The following is a 15,972-nucleotide window of genomic DNA, read 5'->3' as shown; positions in this document are numbered from 1 at the left end:
CGGCTCGCGCCGCGCCAGGAAGGTAGCGCTCTCCAGCACTCTGGCGAAGCACGAGCCCGCGGTGAGCGTGAGACTGGGACGCGGCTCCGTGCTTCACCGCTGGCTTCGTGGGCTGGCGCGGAGGTGAGGGGCATCCTGCTCGTGGCGTCCCGGATGGACGATGACAGTTGCCCTCGGGTAGACGCTGTCGCCGGAGTTCACATCAGGAGCGCGTGTGCGAATCCAGGGGTTGCGGGGGCTGGCGGCTCGAATCGATGCCGCTGGGGCCTCTCAGAAGAAGTGGTCCGCCGGTCGATTGGAAGGGCAGTCCCTCCCGGTAGGAGAGCTCCTCCAAGAGCTGCAGCGGCGTCCCTTGTTCGACGTGTCGACCCTCATCTGCCCTATCGAGCTGAGCTGCGCCGTGCCGGAGGCGGACGCTCCGGCGCAGCGCGCGATGCTCGAGGCGCTGCTCGATTGGACCCTGCGGCTCGGGGGGCGTGGAGAGCTGGCGGAGTTCACCCTCGACGGCGAGGTGCGGTGCTTCCTCTGGGAGGGAAAGAAACGCGCGCTCCCGGTGGCTCACTCCGACCGCCGCGTGAAGACCGACTTCGTCATGCTGCAGAAGCACTGCCGGGAAGCGGCGCTGAAGTACGTGCCACGCAAGGCCACCGTGTTGCGCTGCGCGTGTGGCACAGCCACCGCTCCGACCGCCGTGGCATGCGTGAGCTGCGAGCGGGACTTCACCGCGCCGATTGGCGCCGAGTCACGTCCCGAAGACGATGAGTCCCTGCGGCTGCTGCGCACCCGGCTGGTGAAGCTGAACATTCCGCTTCCCAAGAACGACGTCTTCTTCGCCAACGTGTTCCGGCCGCGCAACGCGTTCGAGGCGCTGACGTACGAGGAGCTGCTGCCCAGGTTCGAGTTCGAAACGACGGACCCTCGTGAGCTGCGCCGACGCATCGAGCTGCTCACGGAGGTGGAGACCTGGCCGAAGCGCTACTCGCCGCCGGGGCTGCTGGATGAGTCGAGCTTCGCCTCGTGGTGCGCGTCCCTGCAAACGCTGACGAAGCCCTCGGCGCGCAAGCCCCTGGAGCGGCTGGCTCGGGAGCAAGGGCATCGGTTCAAGGAGATAGCGGCCGTGGCTCCCTGGGCTCCCGGGTGGCTCGCGGCGAGGGATGTCAGCGGGAGCTCGGTTCCAGGTTCGTACAGGTTCGAGCAGGTCAAGCAGGCCCTGGATTTCCTCCGGCGCCTCGCGGGGGCAAAGGTGGCGCTCTCCGCCGAGCTCCTGGGGGTGCTCCAGCACATCGCGCCTGACCTGGTCACCGAGAAGGAGCAGAAGCTGCACGAGAAGGAGTTGGACCGCCGTGCCCTGAGTGACGGCACGGGCTTCGGGGACTACCTGAAGCGGCGGAGCGCGAAGGCGAAGTCGCAAGCCCATGCGCTCGCGGCGGTGCTCGCGGAGGCGGGGAGTCCGGACGCGAAGGGCTCCGCGCCGAGCGCACGCGTGAACCTGGCGCGCGCCGTCGTCGAATGGCTGGTGGAGGGGCGCCGGCCCGAGCTGGAGGACGTCGAGGGCGACTGGCTGGTGGAGCAACTCGAGGCGCTCAAGCGCGCGAAGCGCTTGCCGAAAGCCATCCTCGAGAGCGCGGAGCGGGCCCGCCTCCACCCCGCGCCCTTCGGGCTCACGGGCGCGCGCTGCTGGGACGCCCAGCCGGGTCGCCTCTCCGCCGCGGACCTGAAGGCCCGGGCTGCCTGCCCCGAGTGCAACCGGCGCGTGAAGCCGAGCCGCGTACTCCACATTCCCTCGCTCGACGCTGGGATGGAGGCGCGCACCGTGCGCCTCTACGAGTGCGAGCCTTGTGACAGGTCCTTGCTGTTCGCCCGCGCGGTGAAGCCAGCGCGCGCCCCGAAGACGCCCGCGCGTGCCTTCGTCGAGTACCGGGACGCCGCCGCGCTGAAGAAGCCGTTTCCCAAGGGCTTCGTGCCGTGGCGGTACGAGCGCTTCCTCACGCGTCAACACGAGTGACATCCGCTCGCGCTTCAAATCGGCGGGCTGCCGCTGCTCCCGGAGGAGCATGACCCTGCCCTGGACATGGACCTGCGGTGTGGTCATCCCTTCGTCCGCGTGCGCTTCCACACGCATACGTTGGACCTTCAGCCGGGGTTCGGGGGCGGTGCAGTCGTGGGCGGGGTGTGCCTGACGCCCGGATGCAAGAAGCCGGATGTCCGGAACGTGCGCGACGACTGAATTCCCGCGGGAGCGGAGTGCTGCTGGCGCACAGCGCCTCGGGGAGCGCCCCTGAGAAGGCGGAGTATTTCGTCCGAGTGAATTTGTCAGCCGACCACGCCGAAGTGGCGCTTTACCGTCGAGAAGCTCATGGCCCACTTCCTTCATTGGAATGCCCCGGCCGATACCGTTGGCCCGTGTTCGCCGGAGGAGGTCATGCGCATCAGCGATACCGCGCGACCACTGACTCAGCTCATGGAGGTGCCAGTGCTTGCGGAGGGGCTCCGCGTCAGCGCATGGCGAGATTCGCATGGGCCACAACGCGAAGCTGAACGAGAATGCCCAGCATGCCACGCCCCGAAGACATCATGCGTCATTACGATGCCGACCCAGGCGAGAACCCCTGGGTAAAAGGAAAGCCCGCTCCTGAGAAAGTTGCAGTCGCTCCCTATGATGCCGGATGGCCGACGCGCTACGCGGAGCTTGCCGTGGCCATCCAGGGTGTGATGGGCGCATCGGCCATGCAGGTCGAGCACGTCGGCTCGACCGCCGTGCCGGGCCTTTCCGCCAAGCCCATCATCGACATCGACCTCATCGTCGCCGACCCCACGCGCGAGGACGACTATGTGCCTGCCCTCGAGAGCCTGGGCTACGACCTCATCATCCGCGAGCCGTCCTGGCATCAGCACCGCTGCCTGCGGCTCGCCGCGCCACGCGTGAACCTGCATGTGTTCGGCCCGGACTGCCCCGAGGTGATTCGCCACCTCATGTTCCGCGACTGGCTGCGCGAGCACGACGACGACCGGCAGCGCTACGCGGCGGTCAAGTACACCTCCGCCGAAGGCATGGACGATGTGATGGAATACAACCGCCGAAAGGAGCCGGTGATCCGCGACCTCTACGCGCGGATCTTTCGCGCGGCGGGCTGGATTCGCTGAGGCGCGGCGCGTGCCGGTCGTCGTGGTGTTCGCCAGGCTCCGCCGAATTGAACCGCCCCCAAGCTCCTGGCCGGGCGAGACTGACCGGAAGCCCTGCTCTTGATCGTACAGAAAGCAGTGCTCCGCCTCCCCCAAACAATCGCCGTAGAGGAACTGCGTCTCATCCGCATCGCGGAGGCTCAGAAGTGTCCCATCACCCCGACGAGCCCACCGCCTCGAGTCAGGCCCAGCACCGGAGCAGCCTGGGCTTCCGGCAGCTCGGCGCGCGCTGTCCCGCGCGAAGGGCTCGGCGATCGCGAAAGCCAGTAGCCCGTGAACGAACCGATGAGAGGAGTGACCAGCATCCCGACGGTGCCAATCCTCGCCACGCGATCGTGGCGGCTGGTCGTGAGCAAGGCGAATGGAACCGCTCCCAGTGCGGCGCCCAGGAAGGTGGGGCCGAAGTTGCCCCTCCCGTTGAACTTGTCCCCCGTCAGGTAGATGGCGAGCGACGTTCCGAGCGCGGTCCCCAGGCTCATTGGAATGGCGAACGCGAATGTGTCTCCGCAGCGCGTCAGCGGGCAATCGCTATCCAGCACTGCGCCGACCAATCCTCCCACCAGCGTGCCAGTGAAGAGCCCAACGCCACCCAGGAGCGTCCCGACGACCAGGTGCCCTCCAAGTGAGTAGTCATCATCCGCCGCCACCCCGGAGCCCTGCATCGGCGAGGCTGTGGGCGGCGACTCGGTAGAGGACTGTGACGCCATGTCCACGGGAGGCTCGCGGACTTCCTCCTTGGAAAGCCCCTGTCCTCGCGCCAGCAACGGCATCCACACCAGCCCCATGACCAGGACGCGCATCAGACGAGCCATCATCTCAATACCTCCGCTCAACGAGGAAACGAAGGACTTCGCTTCACGCACCCTGGGCGGAGGTGGCCTTCATGAAAGGAATGCGGGCACGTCGGAGCAGGCTCCCCCACCGTCCGCCCTGGACACCATGCGATGAGACCATGGTTGCTGTGACGGAGTCGTGACGGCGCCACGCGGCCTCCGGACAGGATGAACGTCACGGTGCTGCACAGTTGGCCGAAGTCCACGCAGGAGAACCGTCACTCCAGTCATTGACGTCACTGACCAGTCGCCGCATCAGGCGCAGAGGGGGCAGTCGTAGACGCGCGGCGCGATGACCGCGCCACAGGAGGGACTCGGCAGGGGCCTTCTCCGAATGTCCGGCTCCTGGCACGCCATGGGTGCGTCCGCACATGGAGAGGCACGAGCGTCGCTCTGGGTGAAATCTCGAGACTCCCCAAACAATCCAAGAATCTTGGAAGGGTGAAGCAACTCCACCGGGGAAGTCGCGAGAATGGGTGTAGGAGCTTCCATGTCCAACTACCGCATCCGTCCCAACGATACCCTCTCCGGCCTGGCGGCCCGTTTCGGCACCACGGTGGAGAAGCTGGCCCGTGACAACAACATCACGAACCCCGACCTCATCTACGCGGGGAACACGCTGCGCATCGGGCACTCCGGTCGTGACAGCTTCGACGCCGGAGGCGGCCGTCAGGGCGTTCGCGGTGGAGGCCCCTCTGGTGGCGTGAGCGGTGGAGCGGACGTCGGCGGCCCGACGGGCGCGGGGCCCAGCAACGCGTCTGACGCGATGCGTCGACTGGCGGATGCGGCCCGCTCGGCGGCCATGGGCATGGGCGGCTACAACAGCCAGGGCCTGTGCGCCACGGGCGTCAGCCGGGCCATCCGCAATTCCCTGGGCATTGGCGTGTCGGGCAACGGCAACCAGATTGACAACAACCTCCCGCGCGACAAGTTCAAGCAGGTCAACATGTCGCTGGAGGAGGCGCTGAAGATTCCGGGCCTCGTCCTCACCTGGGAGAGCACCTCCACGCGCCTGGGCAGCATCTACGGCCACACGGCCGTCACCCTGGGTGATGGTCACTCGTCCGCGAGCGACTTCATCGAGCGCAACACGACCAACAGCGGGCGCACGGGCTTCAAGGTCTTCATGCCCATCGTGTAGTGCCTGCTGCGCAGAAGGCATCCCTGGAAGCCCCTGGCCCTGTAGAGGGTCGGGGGCTTCGTCGTTTCCAGCGGAGGGAAAACGCGGGACGTGCGCTGCGTCCCATTCGCAGATGCAGGGCTTGAGGTTCGCCTCGCCTTCGAGCCCCTCGCTGAACCGGCCCCGGACGACAAAGGGAGCGACACAGCCGGCTTCGACAATCATCGTGGCCCAAAGCCGCTCCATTTCCTGGGAAGACACCGGGAGGAAGCGTGTCGAAGGTACCCCAGGGGAAACACGGAGAGCGCCCGGGTGTGTCAGGCCTGAGCGCCACCAGCTCCACCGCTGGGGTCATCGATGAGCGAGTGGATGCGCGCAGATTGCCCACGAAGAGAATGGCTTTGCTGTTACCCTTCCCTCGCTTCCCCCGCGAGCAAAGGAGTCATTGCACGATGCGATTCTTCAAAATGTCTGTCTATCTTTGTACCGCTGTTCTCTTCCCTGCCTGCGGCGGAGAGGATGGGGTGACCGGGCAGGACGACGCGCTGGCGCAGCAAGAGTCAGCGGTGTCATCCGTGTCGCTTGACGGATGCATCTACAGCATCTCCGCGTACCCGCAGCCGAACGTGACGCCGACTGTCTATGACGTCAAGCTCTTCCGCCAGCCCATCCCGACGTGTGTGTATGGTTACGGCAGCGTGACCCTGGGCACGTCCATCGTCTATGAGCCGACGCGATCCGTGGCGGGGAACGCGCTGGGAATCGCCGCGAGCTACACCAAGAAGTCGAGCCTCAGCGGCAGCGCGCCCATCACCCTCAGCGTGCACCACGTGGACCCGGCCACACTGACCGTCATCCGGAGCAGCGGCTTGGGCGTCTTCCTGGGGGCGGGCAACATCGTGTCGGAGAACGTGGCGATTGCCGCGGACGGCACCACGGTAACCGTCTCGGGCTCGAAGACCGGCGTCATCTCGGGAGAGAGCGGCAGCGGGAGCCACTACACAGCGAGGTATCCGGACTTCTTCACCAGCACCACGCCGCCGACGATCATGGCGTTCCCGTGAGACCTCGCCTCGCACCTCGGGCCACGTGAGGTTTGGGGCGGGAGAAACCTCGTTCGAGGACTCCCGCCTCAAGGCTCGGCCTGCTCCAGACAAGGGCATCGTGCGAGGCTCCGGTGTCTCACCCTCGACGCCTTGGCCGCTTCAGGAGCAGGCCCGGGCCCTCAATTCCAGAGCTCCCGCGAGAGCAGGTCCACCATCGCGACGGCGACCTCCGGTTCGGGCAGCCCCAGCGCCCGCAGGAGCGCCGCATCGGTCGGCGCGGAGACCTCCTCACGCAGCGCCGCCACCGCCCGCTGACGTGCAGCGCGCACCGCCTCTTGCTCGGCGGACGGCAGTCGCTCTACCGCCCAACGGTCGATGGCCCAGGACAGGTCCGCGTGCCGGGTCTCGTCCTCGGCGATACGGACCATCGCCTCGCGCACCTCGTCGTCCTCCGCGTGCAGGGCCTGATGGTGAGCCAGCAGCGCGCCGTACGTCTCGCGCACGCAGCCCTCCACCGCGTTGTCCAGCGCCACCTCGTTCAGCGGCCTGGGCGGGAGCGGCGCCACCACCGCGCGCGCAGGCGTCGCGCCATGACGACGCGCCAGTCGTCCACACACCTCCGTGTGAGCCACCTCATCGAGTGCGCTGCGCAGCGCCGCCTGCTGAAGCTCGACCGCCGCGCCATGGAGCGCCAGTTCGTCCCGCAGCCTCAAGAAGGCCGTGATGGAGGCCTCCTCCAGGTGGGCAATGAGCGCGAAGTGCTGCCCCAGCTCATCCGCGCATGCAATCGAGCCATCCGAGCGGAGTCCCGCGGGCCTGCGCCCCACGGTGCACCCCTTCGTGCCCCGCTCCAGGATGCGGGTCTGCTTCACGTGCACCTCGCCCGAGGGTGTCACCTCCAGCAGATACTGCGTCAGGTTGGAGCCCTCTCCACACGCAAACCCCTTCGAGGCGACGACGTTGAAGGTCCCGTCCGCGTTGGCCTTCACCGCGCCTTTCTCCAACTCGGTGCAGCTCAGGTCGTAGCCCCCCGCGAAGACCTGGAGCAGCGCCTCCTGAGAGGTGTCGATGTCGCCCAGGAAGGCCTGGAGCGCCTCTTGAGAGGTGTGGGCCTCCACCGCATCCCCTCGCGTCGTCACGAGGTAGAACGCGTAGCAGTCCGGATCGCAGCGGGAGCGAAACCCCTCCTCGGAGGAGAGGGCCTCGAGCTCCGCGTTACACGCCACCGGCTGCGTGGCGGTCTCGCACGGCGTCCCCGAGGAGACGAGGGTCTGCTGCCGGGGCGTGGTGTACAGGTCGGCGATGAGCTTCATCGCGACGAAGTCCGTCTGTGTCGCGGGAGACAGCCCTCGGACCGACAGTCTTCCATTATCGCAGGTGGGGGAAGTGTAGCCTTCCAGGGAGATATCCCCACTGCCACAACCGGTGAGCAGCAGCGGGGACGCCAGTGATGCACTCAGCGCTCGAGCGAAGAGCCGACGCAGTTGATCCGAGTTCAAGTAGCACTCCTCTTTAGGAACGACCTCGCCCTCGATAGCAATGACGGTGCCAGGAGCGCTTCATTCGAGGAACCCGGGGTCGCCGGCTGAAATATTTCGGTGTTTTCCATGAGCGTACTCAAAAACCTGATGCACTGGGTGTCCCAGTTTGCCCAGGTCGCGCGGTAGCGGCGTCCAAGCGGGCTCAACATGACGCCACCCTCGCGCTGGCATGGCGCCTCCGCGGGAGGCGGCCCACCTCAGGTGCTCGCACCGGCTGGCAGTACGCCGCCTCGCTCGCCTTTCGCATGCTCCGTGTAATGCCCGGGCGGGACGAGACCTGATGACTGCATAGCGCGAGCGTTCGAGTCCGAAACCGTGGGCTCGAGCGCTTCCCACAGCAGGAGATCCATCCTTGTCCCGTATCGAGTCACTCCTCCGTCTCGCCGCCCGTGCCGACCGCATCGGAATGAACGTCCTTCGCGCCGGCCTGATCGTCGTCCTCGTCTGGATTGGCTCGCTCAAGGTCGCCGAATACGAAGCCGACGGCATCGTCCCGTTCGTGGCCAACAGCCCGGTCATGAGCTTCGTCTATGCGTACGACGCCCCCGAATACCGGCAGCATATGAATGCCGAAGGCGCGCTCGTTCCCGCCAACCGCGCATGGCACGAGGCGAACGGGACCTATGGGTTCTCCTACCTGCTCGGCGGCGTGATCGTGCTATTCGGCCTGCTCATCGCCGCCCATTGGTGGCGCCCGGAGCTCGGCGCGATTGGCAGCGCCCTCGTGATCGGCATGTCGGTAGTAACGCTCTCTTTTCTCGTCACCACACCTGAGAGCTGGGTGCCGGCGCTCGGCGACGCCCACCACGGCTTTCCGTGGCTGAGCGGCCGCGGGCGGCTGGTGGTCAAGGATGCAATCATGATTGGCGCCGCCATCGTCACCATGGCCGATTCCGCGCGGGTCTGGCTGGCGCAGCGCAAGCCGCAGCCGGCCGAGCAGTTCCACCGCGCCGCCGCCTGAGAGCGCTACTCCTCCATGCACGCGCGGAGTTCACGCTTCGCGCGATGCAAGAGCACCGCGACGTTGCCAGGTGTGGTGCCAAGGAGATCCGCCACACGGACACCCGGCTGATCCTCGAGGAGGCGCAGCGTCACCACCTGGCGCTGCACTGCGGCGAGCTTCTCCACGCATTGGAAGGCGAGCACATGCGCCTCGGCATGCGCGATGAGCGAATCGACGCTCTCCCGATCGTCGGCCAGGCTCTCGACCACTTCGCTGTCGCTGAGATGCGGCCGCGCGAGTTCGTGGCGCCGCCTCCTGTTCCGCGAGTGGTTGCGCACGAGGATCGCAAGGAGGTTGCGGCTGTCGTCCTCCTCGTACGCGAGCTTCCGCGCGTGGGGCAGGCCGAGGAAGGTCGCGAAGGCGTCCTGGACCGCGTCGAGCGCGTCGTCGGCGAGCAGGCCCTCGTTTCGAGCCACCGCCGCGAGCGCGCCGCGATGGTCGCGCACCAGGCTGGTGACCCAGGAAAAGAACCCCTTCTCGTCGTTGCGCTCCATCTCCAGCTCCTTCCAGCGGCAGATCCGGCAAGCAACCGTCGCCCCCCGGCGAAGCTTCCTGCACGCCTTTCGTTGCGTCGAAAGGGCGCAACGTAGCCGATGCGCCGATGCGCATTCCACCCAACTTCCTGACGGCGACTACTTCCGCGGCTGCGCCGACAAGGCCGCGTGCAACCGCAACCGCGCCGAGGCAGACGCCACGCACAGGGAGCATCGCCTGTGGCTACTTCGTCTCCACGGTGCTGCGGGACGCCGGCTTCCGTGTCGAGCGCACGCAAATGGCCCAGCAGCGCGCCGAGTACATCGTGAAGGCGCTGGCACCTCCGAAGAAAATCTGGAGGTTTCGCAACCGCCCCGTGTCCGGGGTCCTCGACAGTGTGAGGCGCGCCGGCGAGGGGCTCTACGTCGTCGGGCTCGACTACCACGTCGGGTTCCTCTGGAACGACAGCGCGCGGGTGTGGATGTGTCACGCGTCCTACCTGCGCGAAGCCACGGTCGTCTGCGAGGACGCGCTCACCTCCCCCGCGATGGTGTCGCGCTACCACGTCGTCGGGAAGTTGCTTGAGAACCGGATGATGGACGCCTGGCTGGAAGGACAGGTGCTCCCCGTCTTCATCCCGTCGGGGCAGGAGCCGACCGACTGAGCTTCGGGTGGTGAAAGAGAGACTCTGGCTCACGATTACGCCGATGTCCGCCCCGATGCTCCGACCGAGGGGCGCGATTTTCCGCGCGCTGCGAGGTGCCTCGAGCCACGCAGAGCTGTCGATTGCCTTCAGCGGGCAAACCGCCCTCCCCCGCCGACGCGCACCTCCGCGCCGAGGCGCATGAGGCCGCGGCGCGGAGGCAGTCGTCACAGCGAAGCTGCTACGGCATGGGCCGCGAGCTCGCCGACGGCGCGGACGGAACCGCGGGCCAGCCATTGGGCCACGTGATTGCATCCACGAGCATCACCCGCGCCGTGTGGGCGCTGTTCCACGCGTGGTAGACCATGTACATGTCACCGCGCGGTCCGGTGACGACGGAGTTGTGTCCCGGCCCCACCCAGCCACCACCCGTCTTGAGAATCGGCGAGCCCAGCTTGGTGTACGGGCCCAGCGGGCTCGTCGCCCGCGCGACGCCCACGGCGTAGGTGCTGTTGTAGTACGCGTTACCGCTATAGAAGAGGTAGTAGTAGCCGCCCCGAGCGACGACCCACGGCGCCTCGACGACTCCGCCCTCCCACGAGAGGTTGTTGCTGATGAGCGTCTGGCGCGAGCCCACCAGCGACAGGCCATCCGCTGACAGCGCCTGCCCGTAGATGGGCGTCGGCCGCCCCACCGCATTGCCGTCCGCCTTCCACACCAGGTAGGGCGCCCCGGTGGTGCTCGTGAAGAAGGTGGCGTCAATCATCCCCATCGCGGTGTCATGCACGAGCGGCCGGCCGATGTCCGTGAAGGGCCCGAGCGCGCTCGCCGACGTCGCCGCGCCGATGGACAGCTTCCCGTTCGAGTGCCGCGCGGTGAAGTAAGCGATGTAGCGCGTCCCCACCTTGTGGATTTCCGGCGCCCAGAAGTCTCCCGTCGCCCAGGTGGGCTTCGACGCCGACGGGAAGATGGAGCCCGCGCTCGTCCACGTCACCAGGTCCGTCGACGTGCGCAGGGAGAACGCATTCGCCGCGCCGCCAGACGTGCACGCGGCGACGTACCGCGTCCCATCATAGATGACGCCCGGGTCCGCGCAATCCACGGGGACCACCGGGTTCCGGTACAGGCCGCCGCACCCCGTGTAGCGGAAGGACATGCCGCACGCGCCCGTGCCGCTGAAGTACGGCCGCCACCCGTTGGAGAGCACCGCGTACGAGTTGCTGCCCTCGTTCGTGCAGGCCCGGTCCCAGAACACGCGCCCACTCACGTCGTCGTACTGCGATGGGTGTCCCGACGGGTGCAGCCACGACGCGGCATAGGTGACGCGCGTCGAGCACGCGGTGGCCCCGGCACAGTCCGTGTCGAGCGCCATGACACACGCGTTGTTGCCGGTGAAGTACGGCCGCCAGCCGTTCGAGAGCACCGCATACGAGTTGCTGCCCTCGTTGATGCAGGTGCCATCCCACGTCACCAAACCACTCGCGATGTCGTACTGCGCGGTGTGCCCCGAGGGGCGAATCCACCTCTCGCCGTAGGTGATGCGAGTGCTGCACGCGAGCGACGCGCCAGCGGTGCCTGCCGGAGCCTCCTCCGCGAGCGGTGTGTCGTTGCGCTCGTCGCCACAACCGGATGCAAAGGCAGAGACGGCGCACACCACCGTGAGCGCCAGGATGCGAGGGAACTTCCTCATGGAACCACCTCCAGATGGAGGGGCACGAGTTAACACGAAATACCAGCAAAACAAGAAATACAAACCCTCTGCACCCTGCCCCATGTCCTTCAGTCGACCAGAGACAACATCACTTGAACCTCCACCCGCATGAGCACCGGGACACGCACGCCTGGCGCGCTACCTATTCAATGGGGCCGCCGGAGCCGCCCTCGGACGAGCGGCCGAAGCGCCGCATGCACGACGATGCCCCCCAACACGGACGCCAGCCGAAAGCCCCAATCCCCGGCGCGGTCTAGAAAGCCCAGCAGCGGGGATCGCGTAGATGGCGGGGATGGACGGCGTCGCGAGCGGGTGCGCGACCACGGCCCAGCCCGTGTAGGCCGGCAGGCGCCACTCGAGCGGGAACTCCGTCCGGTGCGTCGGCTGCATCACGCCCGCTAGCGGCAGGGGCGTGACACCATCCGCGGTGAAGTCGAAGGCCCCCACCTCCACCGCGCGGCCCACGGCGGCTGACCTGGAAGCCGCATTCGGCATCCCCCCGAACATCTGTTCGACCTGGGCTGGAGCGCGCAACACGTCATCCGCACCGTCTATGATTGTCCGGACATGCTCCCTTCCAGAGTCTTTCTTCTCATTCCTCTCATCATCCTCTTCGGTGTGTCCAGCGCGTGGGCACAGCCATACGAGCGTACACAATACGAAGGGCTGGAGCTGTGCCGTGGTGACAGGACCGTGACCTATGCGATGACCACCTCGGGTGGCCACCCGACCGCTGAAGAAAGGGCCGCGGTCACCGCCGCGTTCAACACCTGGAACCAGGCCGTGGCCAGTTGCTCGGACCTGGTGTTCACACCCGGCGAGGATGTGCCCCATCCCGCACCGCGACCTCTCGACGGGAAGATGCTGGTGACCTTCCGCCAGGTGAACTGCCCGGACATCGTCCCCGATGACGATGCCTGCTGGCAGAATGAATCGTGTCACGACAAGTATGACTGTTGGCCCTTCGCGCCAAGGGACGTCGTCGATGAGACGAGCTATTTCCGGGTGTCCACCGGTGAGATTCTCGGCACCGAGATCAGCCTCAACAACAGCAATGGCATGCTCACCACGCTGGACGGTCCCCCCTGCGACGAGGGAGTCATCGAGCCCGGCTGCGTCATCGGAGATGTCCAGAGCCTGGTGACACGCTCCATCGGCGAGGGGCTGGGGCTCGCCCTGCTGACACGCACCGATTCCACGATGTCTCGTGTCCTGCCATGGGGCGATACGCAGAAGCGCATCATCGACCCAGGTACGCTCCAAGGCATCTGCGAGACCTACCCTCGAGGGCTGCCAACCCCCGGGTGCATCATCTCAACGGATGGCGGCGTCCCGGATGGAGGGGACGGCGTCCCGTCCGGCGATGGTGGCGTGCAGGAGGCTGACGGTGGTGTCCCGGACGCTGGTGACAGCGTCCCTGACGGCGATGGCGGCGCTCCGTCCAAGTCTGGCTGCACCACCACCTCCTCGGTGCCACTCCTCGGAGCGCTCATGCTCCTGCTGGGGGCTCGACGCACTCGCCAACGCTCACGGGGCTGAACACGGGCACGAGGTTGCCGCTCCAGATGACGGACGGGTTCTGGCAAGGCTGGACGGTGGCCTACAACGGCGCGGGCACCGTCTATCCCGCGACGGCCCCCGGGACACGTTCTTCATCGGCACCAACGAAGGAGCGACGGACTCGCTGGTGCAGGTCACACCTGACGCGGGTGAACACGTCCACCGCGAATGTCCTGCTTGAGCAGCCCCGCGAAAGTCCACTTGCGGCGTCCTGGCCTTCCTCGGCTCCTGCCTCGCCGCCCCCTGGAGCACCATCCTCGCCTCCTCCTCGCCCGCTTGGGGGAGCACGGCGCGACAGGAGGTCCCCGGCGTGCCCCCATCGCCGATCCCATCGCGTCGACGAGGAGGCTGGGCGAGAATCGGGCCATGCCGATCCTGCCGAAAGAGCGAGACCCGAGGCTGATCACGATTCGTCGTGGCGGGAGCCTGACCGACGAGGACCACCACCTGCTCGCGGAGTGGGCTGCCCTCTGCGCGGAGCACGTCCTGCCCTTCTTCGAGAACGCGTGCCCGGAGGACGCGCGCCCCCGAGATGCCATCGCCGTGGGACGAGCGTGGATCAGGGGCGAAGTGCGGATGCGTGACGCCCACCAAACCGCGTTCGTGGCCAACGCCGCGGCTCGAGGGTTGCCTGACCCGGCCAGGTTCGCGGCTCTCGCGGCAGGCCAGGCGGTGGCCGTCGCCCACGTCGCTGCGCACTACTTGGGCGCGGCAGCGTACGCCATCCGGGCCGCCGCCGCTTCGGTCGCCGTGGGTAAGGCGGAAGGGGCCCGTCTGCAGGAGCTCGGATGGCAGCGGGAACGGCTCCCCGCCACCCTCCGAGAGCTGGTCCTCGAAGACCAGCGGACGCGGAACGACATCTGCTGGGGCGTCTTCACCGGGTGACGCAGGCCCGAGACTTCACGCATTCGCGGTGCCGGGCCGGATTGCGGCCGCCGGGAAGCCCGAGGAGCCGTACGGCCCGGTGAGAACGTGCGCCACCACCAGACGCTGGCCGTGCGCCTGGACGAAGTGCTCCGCCTCCACAGCGAGTTGGTGATGCGCGAGCGGCTGACGGTGCGGCGGGCGCGAACACCGGCTCGCGGCGATTCAGGAGGCGACGAGGTCCACCGCAATGAGACCAACGGCGCGGGGCGCGAGCTCGAGGCCGAGACGCCCGTGGGGGCCACGGTGGTGCTGGACTACAACCGGGCCTACAACCCCACTTGTGCCTTCTCCGCCTACAGCCTGTGCCCGCTGTCGCCGCGCCAGAACCGGCTTCCCTTGCGCGTGCCGGCAAGCGAGAAACGCCCGCAGAGTCAGTGAGCGCCGCGTCTCCCCTTCCGCTGTCGGAGGTCTGATGATGAAGCCCCTGCACCTCGCCGTGCTCCGGATGCTGCCCGCGCTCTGTCTCGCGTGTGCCCACCCGCCCCAGGCGCCCCGCGAGGCGCCGGTTGCTGCACCCGCGCTCACCTACGAGACCTACACCGTCGGAGCAGGCGAGCCCGAGGCGATGCTCGTCGCGCTGCACTACTCCGGGTCCACACCCGGGTTCTGGAGGCCGCTGCTCGAGGACTGGCGCACCCCGACCCGCGTCGTGCTTCCGCGCGGCCCGCACCCGCGCAGGGAGGGCTTCACCTGGTTCGCCGCCGGCCACGAGCAGAAGGTGACCGCGGAGAAGACCGCCGATGTGGCGCAGATGGCCGCGCGGCTCGCAGAGCTCATCCGCGAGCTGCGCGCCGCACACCCCCGCATCCGCCGCGTCGCCGTGACGGGCTTCTCCTACGGCGGAGACCTCGCCTGGGCGCTCGCGCTGCGCCACCCGGAGCAGGTGGATGTCGCGGTGCCCATGGGCTCGCGCTTGCTCGGAGACCCCACGCCCGGTGCACCGGCCACGCGGCGCGTGTGGGTGCTGCAAGGCGAAGTCGACCCCATCATCACTGCCCCGCAGACCGCGGCGCGCGTGGACGCACTGAAGGCAGCCGGTGTCCCCATCGACGTGAAGGTCTACCCTGGCCTCGGCCACGACTTCTCACCGCAGCTCATCGAAGACTGGCGCACCTTCCTGCAGCAGCAGCTGCGCACGGAGGCGCAGCGATGACGTGGACCCTGGTTGGCGAGGCCGCTTCTCCCTGGTCCGAAAAGGCCCGCTGGGCGCTGGACCACCACCGCCTCGCGTATGCGTACCGCGAGCACTACCCGCTCATCGGCGAACTCTCGCTGCGGCTGCGGGCGCGGCGGCTGAAGGGCCGCGTGAGCACGCCCATGCTGCTCACGCCCGAAGGCCCGCTCATCGACTCCTTCCACATCGCCCGCTACGCGGACGCGCACGGCAGCGCGCCCACGCTCTTTCCGGCCGAGCACGCCGAGGAGATCGCCGCCTGGAACGCCCGCAGCGAGGCCGCGCTCGGCGCGGCGCGAGTGCGCTACCTCGACCGGCTCGCGAACGACCGCGCCGCGAAGCTGGAGCAGCAGCCACCCGCCTTCCCTGGTTTCGTGCGCCAGCTCTCGGTGCCCGCGGTGGACCTCGCCATGACCTTCCTGCGCAGGAAGTACGGGATGCCGGACAGCACGGCGGCGGAGGCCACGCTGGTATTCGAGTTGGAGGCGCTGCAGCGTGCGCTCGCGGGCGGCAAGCGCCACCTCGTCGCGAACCGCCTCACCTACGCGGACCTCGCGATGGCGGTGACGCTGCAGTTCGTGTCACCCGTGGACGGCGGGCACATCGCGGTAGGCCCCGCCACGCGCGCGGCGGGCATCCACCCACAACTGTGCGCGCGCTATCCGGACATCGTCGCCTGGCGCGACGCGCTCTACGCGCGGCACCGGCGCAGCGAGCAGCCCGCCGAGCCCGTCCAGGAGTAGCGTGCCTGCCCCCA

At 67.8% G+C, this 15,972-nt stretch carries 16 protein-coding genes; 12 read left to right on the top strand and 4 right to left on the bottom strand.

Features of this window, described 5'->3' with window-relative positions:
• Nucleotides 1–361: 361 nt before the first annotated feature.
• From FMQ63_RS08530 to FMQ63_RS08525, 3 genes are all read left to right on the top strand, one after another.
• Nucleotides 362–2,005, top strand: a complete 1,644-nt coding sequence (locus FMQ63_RS08530; protein ID WP_225909988.1) for a hypothetical protein — start codon at nucleotides 362–364, stop codon at nucleotides 2,003–2,005.
• A gap of 66 nt (nucleotides 2,006–2,071) precedes the next feature.
• Nucleotides 2,072–2,227 carry a hypothetical protein gene (locus FMQ63_RS37345; RefSeq protein WP_011555204.1) on the top strand — a complete coding sequence of 52 codons (156 nt, stop codon included), beginning with the start codon at nucleotides 2,072–2,074 and terminating at the stop codon, nucleotides 2,225–2,227.
• A 326-nt stretch (nucleotides 2,228–2,553) separates the two neighbouring features.
• Nucleotides 2,554–3,144 carry a GrpB family protein gene (locus tag FMQ63_RS08525; protein WP_074960240.1) on the top strand — a complete coding sequence of 197 codons (591 nt, stop codon included), beginning with the start codon at nucleotides 2,554–2,556 and terminating at the stop codon, nucleotides 3,142–3,144.
• A 179-nt stretch (nucleotides 3,145–3,323) separates the two neighbouring features.
• Here FMQ63_RS08525 and FMQ63_RS08520 read toward each other — a convergent pair whose 3' ends face one another.
• A complete protein-coding gene (locus FMQ63_RS08520) occupies nucleotides 3,324–3,998 on the bottom strand; it encodes a hypothetical protein (protein WP_225909408.1) in 675 nt (224 codons plus the stop codon).
• A gap of 508 nt (nucleotides 3,999–4,506) precedes the next feature.
• Here FMQ63_RS08520 and FMQ63_RS08515 point away from each other — a divergent pair.
• Nucleotides 4,507–5,157, top strand: coding sequence for a LysM domain-containing protein (locus FMQ63_RS08515; RefSeq protein ID WP_225909409.1), 651 nt, complete (start codon nucleotides 4,507–4,509; stop codon nucleotides 5,155–5,157).
• A gap of 431 nt (nucleotides 5,158–5,588) precedes the next feature.
• Nucleotides 5,589–6,200: a hypothetical protein gene (locus FMQ63_RS08510; RefSeq protein ID WP_225909410.1), complete on the top strand. Its 612-nt coding sequence runs from the start codon at nucleotides 5,589–5,591 to the stop codon at nucleotides 6,198–6,200.
• Nucleotides 6,201–6,361: 161 nt separating this feature from the next.
• Here the strand turns inward: FMQ63_RS08510 and FMQ63_RS08505 are convergent, their stop codons facing one another.
• A complete protein-coding gene (locus FMQ63_RS08505) occupies nucleotides 6,362–7,681 on the bottom strand; it encodes a ferritin-like domain-containing protein (protein ID WP_011555210.1) in 1,320 nt (439 codons plus the stop codon).
• Nucleotides 7,682–8,075: 394 nt separating this feature from the next.
• Here FMQ63_RS08505 and FMQ63_RS08500 point away from each other — a divergent pair, with 394 nt between their 5' ends.
• Nucleotides 8,076–8,684 carry a DUF417 family protein gene (locus FMQ63_RS08500; protein ID WP_011555211.1) on the top strand — a complete coding sequence of 203 codons (609 nt, stop codon included), beginning with the start codon at nucleotides 8,076–8,078 and terminating at the stop codon, nucleotides 8,682–8,684.
• Between the two features lie 5 nt (nucleotides 8,685–8,689).
• Here the strand turns inward: FMQ63_RS08500 and FMQ63_RS08495 are convergent, their stop codons facing one another.
• Nucleotides 8,690–9,220, bottom strand: a complete 531-nt coding sequence (locus FMQ63_RS08495) for an RNA polymerase sigma factor (RefSeq protein WP_216608758.1) — start codon at nucleotides 9,218–9,220, stop codon at nucleotides 8,690–8,692.
• 239 nt (nucleotides 9,221–9,459) lie between these two features.
• Here FMQ63_RS08495 and FMQ63_RS08490 point away from each other — a divergent pair, with 239 nt between their 5' ends.
• The gene (locus FMQ63_RS08490; RefSeq protein ID WP_020477772.1) at nucleotides 9,460–9,864 is read left to right on the top strand and encodes a hypothetical protein; all 405 of its coding nucleotides are present in this window, start codon (nucleotides 9,460–9,462) and stop codon (nucleotides 9,862–9,864) included.
• A gap of 220 nt (nucleotides 9,865–10,084) precedes the next feature.
• Here FMQ63_RS08490 and FMQ63_RS08485 read toward each other — a convergent pair whose 3' ends face one another.
• On the bottom strand, nucleotides 10,085–11,533 hold the full coding sequence (locus tag FMQ63_RS08485) for a glycoside hydrolase family 43 protein (protein WP_225909411.1): 1,449 nt from the start codon (nucleotides 11,531–11,533) through the stop codon (nucleotides 10,085–10,087).
• A 588-nt stretch (nucleotides 11,534–12,121) separates the two neighbouring features.
• Between FMQ63_RS08485 and FMQ63_RS08480 the strand changes: the two genes are divergently transcribed.
• The 5 genes from FMQ63_RS08480 to FMQ63_RS08460 all read left to right on the top strand — a co-directional run bounded on the left by FMQ63_RS08480 (nucleotide 12,122) and on the right by FMQ63_RS08460 (nucleotide 15,958).
• Nucleotides 12,122–13,093 carry an MYXO-CTERM-anchored inactivated metalloprotease gene (locus FMQ63_RS08480; protein WP_011555215.1) on the top strand — a complete coding sequence of 324 codons (972 nt, stop codon included), beginning with the start codon at nucleotides 12,122–12,124 and terminating at the stop codon, nucleotides 13,091–13,093.
• A gap of 387 nt (nucleotides 13,094–13,480) precedes the next feature.
• Nucleotides 13,481–13,999, top strand: coding sequence for a putative immunity protein (locus FMQ63_RS08475; protein ID WP_020477773.1), 519 nt, complete (start codon nucleotides 13,481–13,483; stop codon nucleotides 13,997–13,999).
• 87 nt (nucleotides 14,000–14,086) lie between these two features.
• Complete coding sequence (locus tag FMQ63_RS08470) at nucleotides 14,087–14,419, top strand: DUF1684 domain-containing protein (protein ID WP_020477774.1); 333 nt, start codon at nucleotides 14,087–14,089, stop codon at nucleotides 14,417–14,419.
• A 34-nt stretch (nucleotides 14,420–14,453) separates the two neighbouring features.
• Entirely contained in the window at nucleotides 14,454–15,194 is a 741-nt protein-coding gene (locus FMQ63_RS08465) for an alpha/beta hydrolase (protein ID WP_011555218.1), read from the top strand.
• Nucleotides 15,191–15,958: a glutathione S-transferase N-terminal domain-containing protein gene (locus tag FMQ63_RS08460; protein ID WP_011555219.1), complete on the top strand. Its 768-nt coding sequence runs from the start codon at nucleotides 15,191–15,193 to the stop codon at nucleotides 15,956–15,958. Before FMQ63_RS08465 ends, FMQ63_RS08460 begins: the two co-directional genes overlap by 4 nt.
• Nucleotides 15,959–15,972 lie beyond the last annotated feature (14 nt).

The organism is Myxococcus sp. CA005, assembly GCF_006518205.1.
GTDB classification, from domain to species: Bacteria; Myxococcota; Myxococcia; order Myxococcales; family Myxococcaceae; genus Myxococcus; species Myxococcus xanthus.
Note: the sequence above shows the minus strand (reverse complement) of the source record. Positions and strands in the feature narration are given on the sequence as shown.